Here is a 14,789-nt window from a genome sequence, read left to right on the forward strand (position 1 = left end):
ACTCAGGAACGCTGGATAGCGTGTCGGCCGTGGAACCGCGACCTCGACACTCGGCAACCAGACACAGGCGTAGGCGTCAACCGCAGCGGTCGACGCTCTCGGTAGGGCGCAAGCTGGCGGCGGCATCCCTGTCGACGACGATTCTGGTGGGCGTCGGAATCGGCTGGTACGTGCAGTCGGATTTGACGTCGGGGCTGTACCGGTCGGATGCGCTCTCCGCCCTCGGTGACGACGCCGGCAGTTCGCTCGACGGGGATACCAACATCTTGTTGATCGGGCTCGACAGTCGCAAGGCGATGGACGGCAGCGATCTGCCGGCAGAGTTCGTCACCGACAAGCTGCATGCGGGGGACAGCGATGTGGGTGGATACAACACGAACACGCTTATCCTGCTCCATGTTCCGGGCGATGGCGGCAAGGCCAGTGCAGTGGCGATCCCACGCGACGACTACGTCGCGGTACCCGGCTACGGAATGGCCAAGATCAAGGAAGCCTACGGAATGGCGAAGGCTGATGCGGACGCCAAACTCATAGCGGACGGTGTGACGGATCCTGCTGCACGAGAACAACAAGCGCGTGAAGTCGGAAGACGGTCGACACTGACCACCGTGCAGAATCTGCTCAAGGTTCCGATCGATCACTTTGCCGAAGTGAACCTGATGGGCTTCTACGACGTCGTCTCGGCTATCGGCCCCGTTCAGGTGTGCCTTAACAATCCGGTGCAGGATGACTTCTCGGGCGCCAACTTCCCGGCCGGAGTTCAGACTCTCGATGCGTCACAGGCGCTTTCGTTTGTCCGTCAACGCCACGGCCTGGACAACGGGGACTTGGATCGCACCCACCGGCAGCAGGCTTTCATCAGCGCGGTGATCGCCAACTTGAAGGGCTCCGGCGTCATCGGAAACATTCCGAAGATGACGGCACTGGCCGACGTGGTGAAGAAGGACGTGGTGATCGATTCTGCCATGGATCCCGTCCGATTCGCTTCTCAGGCAAGCGCTCTCGCAGGTGGGAACATCGACTTCTACACCCTGCCCATCGAGGGATACGAGACCGTCGACGGCCAGGACGTCAACATGGTCGATCCGGCGCGTCTGCGTAGTGAAGTGTCGCGGATCTTCGCGGGAGGTGACTCGGCATCTGCACCTGCGATGGACACTGCTGTCTCGACCGGGAACGAAGTTGTGGATATCCGCAACGGAACCGCGACGGACGGGTTGGGCGCCGCGTTGGCAGCGGCGACGAAAGCGTCGGGAGTCGAAGTCGGAGAGGTGAGCACCGCAGCTGCGACGGCAAAGTCGGTGGTCAGCTATGGAGTCGGCGCCAAAGCCGTCGCAGAGGCGCTGGCCGAGCAGTTGGGCGTGGCCGCAGTGCCTAACGAGCAGGCAGCGGCCGAATCAGTGTCTGTACTGATCGGTGAGGACAATGCGCAGACCGTGTTCTCGGCCGCTCCGGCGCAGTCGGACTCGTCGGTATCCGCCGGCACCGTTCCCGATACGGGAGCGCAGGGATCACCCATCCGGGCCGACGCGAATGGCGGCATCCCCTGTGTGGACTGACTCTCAGGTAATTCGCACCAAACTCACGCTGACTTCTTCGATCTGCGGGTCTACATTGGAGAAGTCGAACTCAGTCGGGTACTTCACCTTTGGGGTACCTGACTGAGATTGCGTAGTTGAAAGGATCACCGACATGGCTACAACAGCAGCGGTACAGAATCCGACACGCTCACGTGCCAGGACCATGTCCTTGTCCGAGTACGTGGCCGAGCATCCGGCGCAGCGCGTTTTCCCACCGACCAGTGAGCGGGCGGCCAGGATGGCGATGCTCATCATGTTCGCCCTGATGGCCGTCACCCTCGTCGTACTGGTACTTGACGAGGCAGGAATTTTCGGATGAAGGCAGCGGTCTTCGGCTGAGCCGGACCTTTAGTTACTCTTGAGTAATGACTGAACAGAAGAGCTGGAATGCGTTCACCGTCGAGCGCGAAGACAACATCGCCCAGGTGACGCTGATCGGGCCGAGCAAGGGCAACGCGATGGGGCCGGATTTCTGGAGTGAACTCCCCGAAATCTTCGCCGACCTCGACGCCGACCCCGAGGTGCGTGCAATCGTCATCGCCGGTTCCGGCAAGCACTTCTCGTTCGGACTGGACCTGCCGGCGATGAGCGGTGAATTCGGTGCCGTCCTCGCGGACAAGGCTCAGGCAGGCCCGCGCACCAAGTTCCACGACATGATCAAGCGCATGCAGTCGGGCATCAATGCCGTCGCAGATTGCCGCAAGCCCGTCGTCGCAGCTGTGCAGGGCTGGTGCATCGGCGGCGGCGTCGACCTGATCACGGCGGCGGACATCCGCTACGCAAGTGCCGATGCCAAGTTCAGCATCCGCGAGGTCAAGGTCGCGATCGTCGCAGACATGGGCAGCCTCGCGCGTCTGCCCGCGATCATCGGCGACGGACACCTGCGTGAGTTGGCTCTGACCGGCAAGGACATCGACGCAGCGCGCGCCGAGAAGATCGGCCTCGTCAACGACGTTTTCGAAGATGCCGACGCGGTACTGGCAGCGGCGCGCGCGACCGCCAAGGAGATTGCGCTCAACCCGCCGCTCGTCGTCCACGGGATCAAGGACGTGCTCGATCACACCCGCAGCGCGAGCGTGAACGACAGCCTTCGCTACGTCGCAGCCTGGAACGCGGCGTTCCTGCCTTCGCAGGATCTGACCGAGGCCATCACCGCCGTCTTCCAGAAGCGCCCGCCAGTCTTCCAGGGTGAGTAGGAACTGCAAGGGTGAGTAGGAACTGCAAGGGCGAGTAAAAACAGCACAAAAATCCCCGCACATCTTCCGATGTGCGGGGATTTTCGTTAGGCCTGAGAACTTGAGCTCAGTGACCGCCGTTGGCAGCGAGACGCTTGATCGAAGCCTCGATCTCGGCCTCTGCCTCGGCGCGGCCGACCCAGTTGGCTGCCTCGACGTGCTTGTTCGGCTCGAGGTCCTTGTAGTGGACGAAGAAGTGCTTGATCGCATCGAGCTCGAACTGTGAGATGTCACCCAGATCCTGGATGTGATCCCAGCGGGGGTCACCGGCCGGAACGCAGAGGACCTTGTCGTCTCCGCCGGCCTCGTCGACCATCTTGAACATCGCGACTGCGCGAGCCTCGACGATGACGCCGGGGAAGACCGACTCGGGGAGCAGGACCATGGCGTCGAGCGGATCGCCGTCCTCACCCAGGGTGTTTTCGATGAAGCCGTAGTCGGCCGGGTAGCCGAAAGCTGTGTAGAGGTAGCGATCGAGTTTGACGCGACCGGTTACGTGGTCGACCTCGTACTTGTTGCGCTGACCCTTGGGGATCTCGATGGTGACGTCGAACTCCACGCCGATTCCTCGCTGTCGTGTCGGTAATGATTCGTCGGAAGGATATCGGGTCAAGGATAAGGTTGCCTGACCACCCAGTAGGCAGAGCACAGACGGAGGGGCGTTGGCGGGCCAAGGAAAGAAGAAGATCGGCTCGTTGGAAGAGAGTCGACGGCGTAACTTCCGCATCCTTCTGGCGGTCGGTGCAGTGGTTGTACTGGCCGTCGCCGGAGTTGTCGTCGTGAAACTCGGTACGTCGAACGACACCGCGGGCAGCGCGACCGTGACTACGTCGCCGCAGCCTGCGCTCGTGACGCCGTCACCTCAGGTGGTGCCCGTCCCGACGGACGCACCGATCCCGAGCGCGGCGGGAATCGCCGCGGCGATCGGCCCGGCTGTGGCCAACCCGGATCTGGGGAAGTTCACCGGAGTTGTCGCTGATGCGCTCACCGGAAACATTCTGTGGAGCGCAGACCCGTCGACGCCGATGACGCCTGCGTCCACGACGAAGGTGCTGACCGCATCGGCGGCACTGCTGAAGTTGCCGCTCGACCACCGGCTGTCCACGACGGTGGTTCCCGGAGCGAGCCCCGGGCAGGTCGTTCTGGTCGGCGGTGGTGACCCGACGCTGACGGCGACGCCGAAGGGGCAGAGCGGGTATTACGCCAATGCTGCTCACATCGCGGATCTCGTCGACCAGATCAAGGCTGCCGGTACGCCGGTGACCAGCGTCGTGGTGGACTCGAGCTTGTTCAAGGGCGACAACATGGCCACCGGATGGTTCCCCGCGGACATCGCGGCCGGCTACATCACCCCGATCGAATCGGTGATGATCGAAGGTGGTCGGTACGACGGCACTCAAGACGAGTCGCCGCGTTCGGAAACTCCCGCGTTGGACGCGGGCAAGGTGCTCGCTCAGGCGCTCGGTGTCGATCCCGCCAACGTGAGTCTCGGCGCGGCGCCTGCCGGTGCCAAGCCGATCGCCACCGTGCAGTCGGCGCCGCTGAGCGACCGGCTGCTGCAGATGATGGAACATTCCGACAACGTGCTCGCCGAGACCATCGGGCGTGAGGTCGCGATTGCCTCCGGAATCGAAGCCTCGTTCACCGGAGCCGTCGACGCGACCGGCAAGACCTTGCAGGCGGCCGGGTTCGACTACACCGGAGTTTCGCTGCACGATTCCAGCGGACTTTCCGTCGACGATCTCATTCCCGCTCAGGTACTCGATCGCGTCATGACGGCTGCGGCCGGTGACGGTGATCCGAAACTGCGTCCGCTGCTGGACTACCTTCCGGTGGCCGGCGGAACAGGAAGTTTGTCCGACCGCTACGCGTCCGGAAACCGAACCGGTGCGGGTTGGGTGCGAGCCAAGACGGGAACTCTCTCAACGGCCAGCGCGTTGTCAGGGTTCGTGGTCGATCAGAACGGGCGAGTGCTCACCTTCGCACTGATGTCCAATGACCGGCCGCCAGAAGTGAGCCGTCCTGCCCTGGACGCGATTGCCGGAGCATTGAGGAATTGCGGGTGCCAATAGTGGCCGAAAAGACTCCACAAGATGATGACGCCTCGGCTCCGCTCGGTGGTGCCGTCGACTGGAGTCTTGCCGCCAAAGCCGGGATAAAACTGGCGCGCGGCGGCCCCGCGATGTCTCGCTACACGGCCGAGACGGCAACCGCAGAACTCGCCGAAGCGTCCGAGCGCGCAGAACTGCCGGTTCGTGAAGTGACCGGGCTGGCCGACGGTCTACCGGTCCCGGCCGCTGACGTGCTTGACCGGGCCGGGTGGATCACGGCAGCCTCGCGGTCGATGGCACATCTCACCGGCGCGGATCCCGACGGCAGTGGCAATCTCATCGTCGGAAAGCCGGCGGGCTTGCAGGCCGGCGCCATGCTGGCGTACCTGTCTTCGGCGATCCTCGGGCAGTACGACCCGTTCACCGGCGAGCACGGCACCCTGCTTCTGGTCACACCGAACATCGTCTCCGTCGAACGGTCCCTTCGGCTGAACCCGAGTGACTTCCGGTTGTGGGTCTGCCTGCACGAGGTCACGCACCGGGTTCAGTTCTCGTCCTCGCCGTGGCTAGCGGAGTACATGAAGGATTCCGTCGAAACGCTTGGTGCGACGGTGGACGAGTCGATGACCGACGTTGTCGGGCGCCTTGCTGCAGAGCTGCGCTCGCGGAAGGAACCCGACTCCAGTGACGGTGCGACGGCGGGCGGCATCATCGGGCTGCTGCGCGCCTCGCAGGCGGAACCTCAGCGTGACGCGCTGGATCGGATGCTTGTACTCGGCACCCTCCTCGAAGGGCATGCAGACCATGTGATGGACGCCGTCGGCCCCGCCGTGGTGCCGTCGGTGGCAACTATCCGCGCGGCCTTCGACAAGCGTCGGCAGCGCAAGTCCAACCCCGTGCAGCGGATCATCAAGATGCTTCTCGGCATGGACGCCAAGATGGCGCAGTACGTACGCGGCAAGGCCTTCGTCGACGCGGTGGTTCTCAAGGTCGGCATGGAGCAGTTCAACACCATCTGGACCGGGCCCGAGACCTTGCCGTTGCTCGACGAGATCGACAATCCCGACGCGTGGGTAAAGCGCGTTCTCGGCTAGATGCTGCTGCCTGAAACGCCTGCCCTCCTGGCGCTGCGACAGGCCGTGCGGGCGTGGACGCTCGCATTCGAGCCACGACGCCGTGTGGTCGTCGCCCTGTCCGGGGGCGCCGATTCATTGGCGTTGACCGCAGCAGCGGTGGCGGAAGCCGATTCGGTCGACGCGTTGATCGTGGACCATCGGCTGCAGCCTGGTTCGGATGCCGTCGCACGCTCTGCCGCGGATCAGGCGCTGGCGCTGGGTTGCCGGACCGCGACGGTGCTGACCGTCGACGTAGCCGAAGGTGGGAGTCTCGAAGCCGCTGCGCGTGAGGCTCGGTACAGCGCTCTGCGCGACGCCAGGACTGACCTCCCGGTTCTGCTCGGACACACGCTCGACGATCAAGCCGAGACCGTGCTTCTCGGACTCTCGCGCGGGTCCGGTGGGCGATCGATTCAAGGTATGGCTGCATTCGACGCTCCCTGGGGACGGCCGCTACTCGGCATCCGGCGATCGGTGACCAGGGCGGCCTGCGTCGACCTGGGCATCACGCCGTGGGAGGACCCGCACAACAACAATCCCGAGTTCACTCGCGTGCGTCTGCGGCACGAGGCGTTGCCGCTGCTCGAAGAAATTCTCGGCGGGGGAGTTGCCGAGGCGTTGGCCCGAACCGCGACGCAGTTGCGTGAGGACGGTGAGGCGCTCGACGAGTACGCCGAGGCCCTACTCCTACGGGTTGTCGTCGACGGGGAAGTGGAAGTGGACACACTTGCCGAAGCGCCCACCGCAATCCGTCGACGCGCTCTGCGCGCCTGGCTGCTGCAGGGCGGCGCAAAAGCATTGACGGACAAACAGTTACGCGCAGTCGACGCCCTGGTGACCGACTGGCGGGGGCAAGGCGGCGTCGCGATCGGCGGCGGAACACCGGAGGCGAGGTTGGTGGCGGCCCGGCGACGTGGCAGGCTGATCCTCGGATTCGAAGACCGACGAAGGGTTTGACGCGTGTACGAGGGCGACATCGCATCGGTACTGATCTCCGAAGAACAGATCCGTGCACGAACGGCGGAACTGGCTGAGGACATCGCCAAGCGTTACCCGGCAGGCGCCCCCGAAGGGGATCTCCTGCTGATCGGCGTCCTCAAGGGAGCGGTCTTCTTCATGACCGACTTCGCCCGCGCCCTGCCGATCCCGTCGCAGATGGAATTCATGGCCGTGAGCTCCTACGGATCCTCGACCTCGTCTTCGGGTGTCGTCCGCATCCTCAAGGACCTCGACAAGGACATTGCCGGTCGCCACGTGCTGATCGTCGAGGACATCATCGACTCCGGTCTCACGCTGTCGTGGCTGATGCGCAACCTCAAGACACGTAATCCCGCTTCGCTCGAGGTCGTCACCCTGCTCCGCAAGCCGGATGCGGTCAAGATCGACGTCGACGTCCGCGACGTGGGCTTCGACATCCCCAACGAGTTCGTCGTAGGTTACGGCCTCGACTACGCCGAGCGGTACCGCGATCTGCCGTACATCGGCACCCTGGACCCCGAGGTCTACGGCGGCTGAGCCTGCTCGCCGGTTAGAACTCTTCACATTTCGGCACCTCTGCATCAGTCCGCCGAACGGATGACAGACAGGTCTCCGAGGCGTCGCTAGATTCACGGAATGCGCTATCGACGGCTTATTCGGTGACCCTTCCGCCGCCACCGCCACCGCCACCACCGCCCCCGCCTGGTGGGGAGCAGCAGTACTGGAGTGCCCAACCGCAGGGCGTTCTGTACCAACCTCCGACCACAAACGGCCTCGCAATTGCCGCCCTGGTCGGGGCGCTCGTGCTGGCGCCGGTCGGCATTGTGCTCGGCCACATTTCGCTGGCGCAGATCAAACGAACCGGTGAGCAGGGGCGAGGACTTGCAATCGCCGGTCTGGTCATCGGCTACATCTTCACCGCGCTTCTGGTGCTGTCGATCGTGTGGATGTTTCTCATTGCCAATGCAGTCACCCGCGCGTTCGACGACTACGACAGCGCGTCTTCTCTCTACTACACATCTGAATCGTCGAGTACGACTTATCCGACGTATGCGACCACCACATCCCGGACGGTGGCGCCGACGTACAGCGGAAGCGACACGGCGTCGGTCATCGCCAATGCCTCGGTAGGTGACTGCGTCGTACGAAGGCTCGGGGCAGACAAGGGCGACGGGACCAGCGAGACATACGTCAGTCCGGTCTCATGCAGCTCGAGCAGCGCCACTCACCGGGTAGTCAGCCGCGGCACGTCCACATCTTCGTGCACCGCCGATTGGGTTCGCAAAGAGAGTCCTGTCGTAGTGCTTTGCCTAGCGGACGAATGATCGACAGAGGGAGACACAACCGATGACGTTGCCGCCCCCGCCCCCACCTCCCCCACCACCCCCGCCTTCACCACCGCAGGCTCCGGTTGCCGGACATCCTCCGCCCTCTCGATCTCGTGGCCGAGGATGGATTGTTGCCGTTGCAGCCCTTACCGCCGTCGCGGCCCTCGCCGCAGGCGCCGTCACCGTTGTCACGATTCTCCGGTCGGGAGACACCGATGGACCGGTGGCAGGCCAGCTGGTCAACACTTACCCGACGCAGCCGACGCCAGGGTGGTCGTTGGACGTTGACGAGGTTCTGCCGGGCGGAAGATTTCTGTGGCCGGATTCGCTCGGTGCGAGCTATGGAACGGCGAGATTCATCGACGTGGGACAGACTCTGATCACTACGGTCGGTCCACAGCAGGGCCAGCAGTCCCAACTTGTTGCAGTCGACGCCGAGAGCGGATCCATTCGATGGCAAACGCCGGTCGCCGGCACGGTGTCGTGTGCGACCGCCGCGATCGATGCAGCCCTACCTTGTGTCGTCAGGAACCCTGGTGGAACAGCTCGAGTCGTTTCCTTCTCGCTCGACTCGGGGGCGATTCGTTCGAGTGTCGACACCGATACGGCCACCTTGGTCGAGGTCTCCGACGGAGCGGTCTTCACTGTCGGCGGTAGCCAGTCCGGGCTGGTGATTTCGCGCGGAACCCCCACCGACCTCGATGCGGCGTGGACAACGACAACTCCACCGGAAACCGACTGCGTCGGATCCGGCGATTCGCATTCGTTCGAGATCGTCGACGGCATCGTCTATTACTCGAGCATCGGATCTACGGCGCTCAACGCGGTCGATGGCGCACTGCTTTCGAATCCGAATCTGGGTGGCTACGAGGCACTTCCAGGACAAGGTTTTGCCGGCGTCCTCTGTGCGATGCCATTTGCGTCGGACGGATACTCCAGCATCGTGTCCGACCGTGACGGTGCCGAGAGATTTAGAGTTGACGAAGACGCACCGGCATCACCGTGGCTTGTCTCGGCATCGAAATCTCGTCCGTACATCGGCTCGCACGGTGCCTACGACATGAACGACGGCACCGAGCTGTGGTCGGTCATCGGCGGAGACCACTTCTCGCTACGCCGGATCGTCGGCGACATCGTGTTGGGCAACGACTCGGACACGCTCTCGGCCTACCGAATCGACACCGGGGAACAGTTGTGGTCGACCAAGATCGGCGACTACTTCTCTTACTCGGTCTCGGACGGTGAGCGAATTCTCGTCCATCCTAACGACGGCAGGGTACTCGCCGTCGAACTCGACGACGGCTCTGTCAGTTGGTCCCTCGATTCCCACACCAACCACTGGTCTTGGTCGAAGGCCCACGACGGACTCGCCTCGATCTCCAATGACAGATTCCTCTACTACCCACCGACCGGCGGACCGTCAGGAGCACCGGGCAGGCTGCCCGCTGTCCCTGAATTCGACGGAGGCAACGAGTACGTCACGAAATGCGGACGGACACCGACCCTGACGCCGGTTGAATACCGCACGCAGGCAGAGGGTCTCGTCGTTCTAATGGAAATGAAAGCATCATGTCCCGGCGGAGACATCGTCTCCACCGACGCGCTTCGTGTATCGATCACCGACACCGGCCAGAGCGTTGCATCGGCGGTGTTCGACTTCTCCGATGCGCCGATCTATCTTCCCCGAACCGATGGGACGAACACGACGAACTCGATCCAGCGCGAGTTCCTGTACGACCTCGGTAGCTTCTGGAGGCTGCCGAACACTCTCGGTGAGTCTTCGAGTCTGACCAATTCGAGAGCGTCAGGTGCTCAACTCGTCGAATGCGAGGACGACGGGACGAGTGATACCAGCCTGACATCCGGGCCGGCATCGCGAAGTGACACCAATACGCCGATCCGACCCACACGTAGCGCGCAGCCGACAACGGGCGACGTCGAATCTGCGAGTCTCGACGCCCTCCGGGCTCAGGCCGACGCCGATCGCCCCTTTGTGATCGGTGACCTCGCGAACAGGTGGGTGGCTCAGATCTCCTCCAAGCGGGTCGGACTCGATGCGGCGGATATCAATGGCGCTCAGGTGCATTGGACTGCTGCCCAGATCCTGCGACAGCATCTCGAACTTCGTCTCATGTATCCGGAGGTGCGTCTGCTCTGGAGTGACGAATGGCGGACCTTCGATCTCCGGGGTTGGTGGATAACCGTCGCAGGCTTGACGTTTGCGGATGCGGATGCGTCCAACGGGTGGTGCGATTCGAAGCGGATTGCCAACGATCAATGCTTCGCCAAGATCGTCAGCAACGATCGCGATTCGTCGGGGACCACCAAATATCGGCGATAGTGCCTGACCCGTTCGGCGCACTTCCCACATCTGAGGAGCTTGGCGAATGACCGAAGACAACTCGCGTCAACCCGGTGAACCATCAATAAGCAGTTCGCCCCAGTCGCACGGCATGTATCCACCGCCACAGAGCTATTCACCGACGCGATCTGCGTTCGTGGATATTCGGATCGGCGACTACACCCGCGACGGGACAGCCGCGGCACTGCTGTTCGTGTCGCTCTTCTTACCGTGGAGTGCGACCGTCGGAATAGCCCGCGTCGGTTCGAGTGCTCTTGTGCTGCTTCTGGTTCTGCCGACACTGCTGTCGCTGGCGTCGCTGTTACTGCCGTACGTGGCGCGACTCGGAATGCTCGGGCCGAATTGGAATGTCGGGCAGATACGTGTGCTGCGTCTGGTGGCCAACGGACCCCTCATTGCCACTGTTGTGGGTCTTGTCGTCTACGACGTCATTCGTGGAATGTTCCGATTCGGTGAGAGTTCGAGTATTTTCACCGGCAACGGGGTTGGCGCTGGAGCGTGGTTCGGGCTTGCCGGCGCCCTGCTCGCAGCTCAACCGCGCGCGGCCGAAATTCGCATCGACCCTCGAACCGCGCCGCGATGGTTGGCGTTGGTGAAGCCGCTTGTGTTTGTGGCTTGGGGGTCGTCAGTGGCCTCGGCGCTACTCGCGCTGATCTACATCCTGGTCTCCGTCAGTCGCTACCGATATTACGACGGGCCGCAGACATTCGAGAGCCTGATCGTTCTCTTCGTGTCGTCGGCCGTTCCGATCGTCGTGGTGGGTGTTGCGGCAGTCGGTCTCGCCAGACGGTTTGCGTCCTGGCGCCTCACCATCGCCGCGCTCGGCATCGCTCTCCTCGCAGCCGGATTACTCCACTCGATCAGCGAGGGCACAAGTGTCGAGCTGTTCCACACGGTCACGGCTAGTCCCTACTACGGCATCACGTTCTTGATTGCCGCAGCCGCAATTACATTCATTCCATTCGGTGTTGCGTCCGTCGGCGACGGGACGCACCCCGGACACGTCTGGCTCGCAGCGGCACGAAACGGCATGCTGTTGATCGCGGTGTGGAGCTTCGGTGTTGGATTCTCTCAGATCGCAATGGCAGCAACGCAATTTGGCATCGTGCCGTGGGGAGATGCGTTAGTGCTCGCTGTTCTCGCGATACTCTTCGGGATTCTTGCCGTTGTCGGAGTCAGATCACTGTCGCTTCGGTATTCTTCGCTCGACCCTCGCCCGTCACGCGAGGTCGGTCTCGGAGTCTGTCTCGGCTTGCTCGTCCTGATGATCGCTCGTCTCGTGGTGCAGTCGGCCATGTATGGCGAAATATATTACAGTGCATGGATATTCGATCTCGCCATGGCGATGCTGGTGGTTCTGGTTGCTCTCGCTCTCACAGTCTCACCGGCTGTTCGGAATTTGTATGCGGGGGTGCAACTGTTCGCGTCGGCCACCACGGTTACAGCTGCAATACCGAATCTCGGACAGCCCGTTCGGCCTTCGGGGCGTGCTCTCGAGGCTGCGGATCCGCGGACTCCGGCGGCGGTGCTGTTCGAGATTGCGTCGAGTTCGCCGGAGTTGCGGCCGGCGATTGCTGCGAATCCGTCGACGTACGACGATCTTGTGACGTGGCTCGAAGCGCTGGGTGATCCTGCTGTGGATGCAGCGTTGGACCGAAGGGCTGCTGGGCAATTCGGTCTACCTGAACCTGAACCTGAACCTGAACCTGAACCTGAACCTGGCCGTGTGCCCGTGCCCGTGCCTGCGCCGGTGCCCGTGCCCGTGCAGTCTTCGAGACGTGCTCTCGAGGCTGCGGATCCGCGGACTCCGGCGGCGGTGCTGTTCGAGATTGCGTCGAGTTCGCCGGAGTTGCGGCCGGCGATTGCTGCGAATCCGTCGACGTACGACGATCTTGTGACGTGGCTCGAAGCGCTGGGTGATCCTGCTGTGGATGCAGCGTTGGACCGAAGGGCTGCCGGGCAATTCGGTCTACTCGGACCCGAACCCGAACCTGCGACCGAGACGTTCATTTCGAGCGGACCGGAGTCCAGCTCCAGCGGCGAAATTGTGCAACCGTTCGCACCGCGATCGGCCGTGCCGCAATTTGCCGTGCCGCCACCGGACCCGGGGTATGGGCCGACCGGCGTTCCACTCCGGCTTGGTGGGTTTCGGCCGGCCGGAGCCGGGATACGAGTTGCCGCGCGGTTCATCGATTTTGCCATTCTCGCAGTTGTGTCGGTCGTCGGCGGAATGATCTCCACCGCGACGCTCGGAAACGGATTCGACTTCGATTCCTACCGGACAAGTTCGGGTCTGATTGGCCTGCTGATCGGGATCGGTTCGATCGTGTACTTCGTATGGGGAGAGTCGGCATTCGGGGTAACCCTGGGCAAACTCGCCCTCGGAATAGGCGTTCGCTCGGTAGGAGGTGCGCGTCCGGCCCTGGCGCAGTCCTTCAAACGGAATGCATTCGTGATCCCCATGTACCTCGGATCGGCTGTTTCGGCGTTGGCCATGCTCGGTAGTGGTGACGAGCTCGTCGGCATGCTGAATTCGATGTCGTTGGGCAGTGTCGCGAGCATTCTCGGTTCTCTGGTAACAGTCGCTATTTCGATCGCGATCATCGTTTCGATCGGTAGCGCACCGGACGTCCGCGGCTTCCACGATCGGATGGCTGATGCCGTCGTCGTGGTCACCAGGCAGTGAGCGAGCACGCTTCGAGTGAAACAAGCACATCTTCAGGGCGTCAGCAGCTTCTTCTGGACCTTGCCCATAGCGTTGCGCGGCAAGCTGTCCACCAGACAAACCTGACGAGGGCGCTTGTGGATCGACAGCGATTCGGCGACGAAGTCCGAAACCACCGCGCAGTCGGCTACATCTCCGACGATGAAGGCGACTATGCGCTGGCCGAGATCGTCGTCCGGCACACCGACGACGGCGGCCTCGCGAACACCGGGGTATGCCAGAAGTGCCTGTTCCACCTCGCCTGCACCGATGCGGTATCCACCGGACTTGATCATGTCGACCGACTCGCGACCTACGATGCGGTGGAATCCGCTGTCGTCGATCACCGCGACGTCGCCGGTGCGGAACCAGCCGTCTTCGGTCATGGATTCCGCTGTCTTCGAGGGGTTCCCGAGGTACTCGTCGAAGAGAACGGCGCCCGCAACTTCCAGTTGCCCAAGCTGCTCTCCGTCGTGCGCCGACAATTCGCCGTTCTCGCCGCGCAACCTCGTCCTGACTCCCGGAACGGCGTGCCCGACCCAACCCGGGCGACGTTCGCCGTCGTGCGTCGTGCTGACGGTGATGAGGGTTTCACTCATTCCGTAGCGCTCGACGGGAGCCAACCCGGTCAGCGATTTCATCCGCTCGAACAATGGAACCGGAAGTGGTGCACTTCCGGACACGAGCAAGCGCGCGGATCGCAATGCTGCTGCCGCCGAGGGATCACCGCACACGCGTGACCAGACGGTCGGAACACCGAAGTACAACGAGCCACCCGCTGCGGCATACGAATCCGGAGTTGGTCTGAAGGTATGAATCAGCGGCGAACCCACGCGCAAGGCGCCCAACACGCCGAGAATCAACCCGTGGACGTGGAAGAGGGGCAGTCCGTGGACGAGTGTGTCCTCTGGCGTCCAATTCCACACATGAGCGAGCGCGTCGAGATCCGCTGCGATCGATGCTCGCGAGAGGACAACGCCTTTCGGAGCTCCGGTGGTTCCTGAGGTGTACATGATCAGTGCGGTAGCTGACGCGCTCGGTTCGGGATAGGACGTCGCAGATCGCGCGTGAATATCGATGGGAATCAACGGGATACTCGAATCCGACGGTCCTTCTCCGAGTATCAGTTCGGCCTGGGAATCGGCGATGATGTGCTGACGTTCGAGCGGGCCGGAGTCCGGTGGGATCGGGACCACGGCAACACCGGCGATCAGCGCGCCGGCGACGGCGACCACTGTCTCGAGGCGGGCGGCGGCTTGTACTGCCACTCGCTGTGCACCGTGGATTCGATCGGCGACCGCGGTGGCGGCGGCAAACAAGTCGGCGCGAGAGAGGGTTGCGCCTTCGCCGAAACTGACCGCCGCTCCGTGGTCGTCGAAGATGCGGGGGTCGAGGGAGCGCAGAAGTGTGGATTCGCTGTTCATCGCGAGTTCCCT

General features: G+C 63.0%; 12 protein-coding genes. 10 read left to right on the top strand and 2 right to left on the bottom strand.

Annotated features, from left to right (window positions below; translation table 11 throughout):
* Nucleotides 1–29 precede the first annotated feature (29 nt).
* The 3 genes from YH3_RS05010 (at nt 30) to YH3_RS05020 (ending at nt 2,776) form a co-directional block, all read left to right on the top strand.
* Entirely contained in the window at nt 30–1,559 is a 1,530-nt protein-coding gene (locus YH3_RS05010; RefSeq protein WP_233405644.1) for an LCP family protein, read from the top strand.
* 133 nt (nt 1,560–1,692) lie between these two features.
* Nucleotides 1,693–1,899 carry a hypothetical protein gene (locus tag YH3_RS35530; RefSeq protein ID WP_124568973.1) on the top strand — a complete coding sequence of 69 codons (207 nt, stop codon included), beginning with the start codon at nt 1,693–1,695 and terminating at the stop codon, nt 1,897–1,899.
* A gap of 46 nt (nt 1,900–1,945) precedes the next feature.
* Complete coding sequence (locus YH3_RS05020) at nt 1,946–2,776, top strand: crotonase/enoyl-CoA hydratase family protein (RefSeq protein WP_007727023.1); 831 nt, start codon at nt 1,946–1,948, stop codon at nt 2,774–2,776.
* Between the two features lie 106 nt (nt 2,777–2,882).
* On the opposite strand, the gene YH3_RS05025 is transcribed toward YH3_RS05020, so the two are convergent.
* Complete coding sequence (locus tag YH3_RS05025; RefSeq protein WP_003941181.1) at nt 2,883–3,374, bottom strand: inorganic diphosphatase; 492 nt, start codon at nt 3,372–3,374, stop codon at nt 2,883–2,885.
* A 103-nt stretch (nt 3,375–3,477) separates the two neighbouring features.
* Between YH3_RS05025 and dacB the strand changes: the two genes are divergently transcribed.
* The 7 genes from dacB (at nt 3,478) to YH3_RS05060 (ending at nt 13,335) form a co-directional block, all read left to right on the top strand.
* Nucleotides 3,478–4,887: a D-alanyl-D-alanine carboxypeptidase/D-alanyl-D-alanine-endopeptidase gene (gene dacB, locus YH3_RS05030; protein WP_058227233.1), complete on the top strand. Its 1,410-nt coding sequence runs from the start codon at nt 3,478–3,480 to the stop codon at nt 4,885–4,887.
* A complete protein-coding gene (locus tag YH3_RS05035; RefSeq protein ID WP_007727018.1) occupies nt 4,887–5,960 on the top strand; it encodes a zinc-dependent metalloprotease in 1,074 nt (357 codons plus the stop codon). The genes dacB and YH3_RS05035 overlap by 1 nt, the downstream gene beginning before the upstream one ends.
* On the top strand, nt 5,961–6,938 hold the full coding sequence (gene tilS / locus YH3_RS05040; RefSeq protein WP_058227234.1) for a tRNA lysidine(34) synthetase TilS: 978 nt from the start codon (nt 5,961–5,963) through the stop codon (nt 6,936–6,938). It begins immediately after the preceding gene.
* A 3-nt stretch (nt 6,939–6,941) separates the two neighbouring features.
* Nucleotides 6,942–7,496, top strand: coding sequence for a hypoxanthine phosphoribosyltransferase (gene hpt, locus YH3_RS05045; RefSeq protein WP_003941159.1), 555 nt, complete (start codon nt 6,942–6,944; stop codon nt 7,494–7,496).
* Nucleotides 7,497–7,618: 122 nt separating this feature from the next.
* A complete protein-coding gene (locus YH3_RS05050; protein WP_020968343.1) occupies nt 7,619–8,284 on the top strand; it encodes a DUF4190 domain-containing protein in 666 nt (221 codons plus the stop codon).
* A 22-nt stretch (nt 8,285–8,306) separates the two neighbouring features.
* On the top strand, nt 8,307–10,628 hold the full coding sequence (locus YH3_RS05055; RefSeq protein WP_238592522.1) for a PQQ-binding-like beta-propeller repeat protein: 2,322 nt from the start codon (nt 8,307–8,309) through the stop codon (nt 10,626–10,628).
* A gap of 46 nt (nt 10,629–10,674) precedes the next feature.
* On the top strand, nt 10,675–13,335 hold the full coding sequence (locus YH3_RS05060; RefSeq protein ID WP_154100281.1) for an RDD family protein: 2,661 nt from the start codon (nt 10,675–10,677) through the stop codon (nt 13,333–13,335).
* Nucleotides 13,336–13,367: 32 nt separating this feature from the next.
* On the opposite strand, the gene YH3_RS05065 is transcribed toward YH3_RS05060, so the two are convergent.
* A complete protein-coding gene (locus tag YH3_RS05065) occupies nt 13,368–14,777 on the bottom strand; it encodes an acyl-CoA synthetase (protein WP_064443062.1) in 1,410 nt (469 codons plus the stop codon).
* Nucleotides 14,778–14,789 lie beyond the last annotated feature (12 nt).

The sequence above is a fragment of the Rhodococcus sp. YH3-3 genome (assembly GCF_001653035.1).
GTDB lineage: Bacteria > Actinomycetota > Actinomycetes > Mycobacteriales > Mycobacteriaceae > Rhodococcus_F > Rhodococcus_F qingshengii.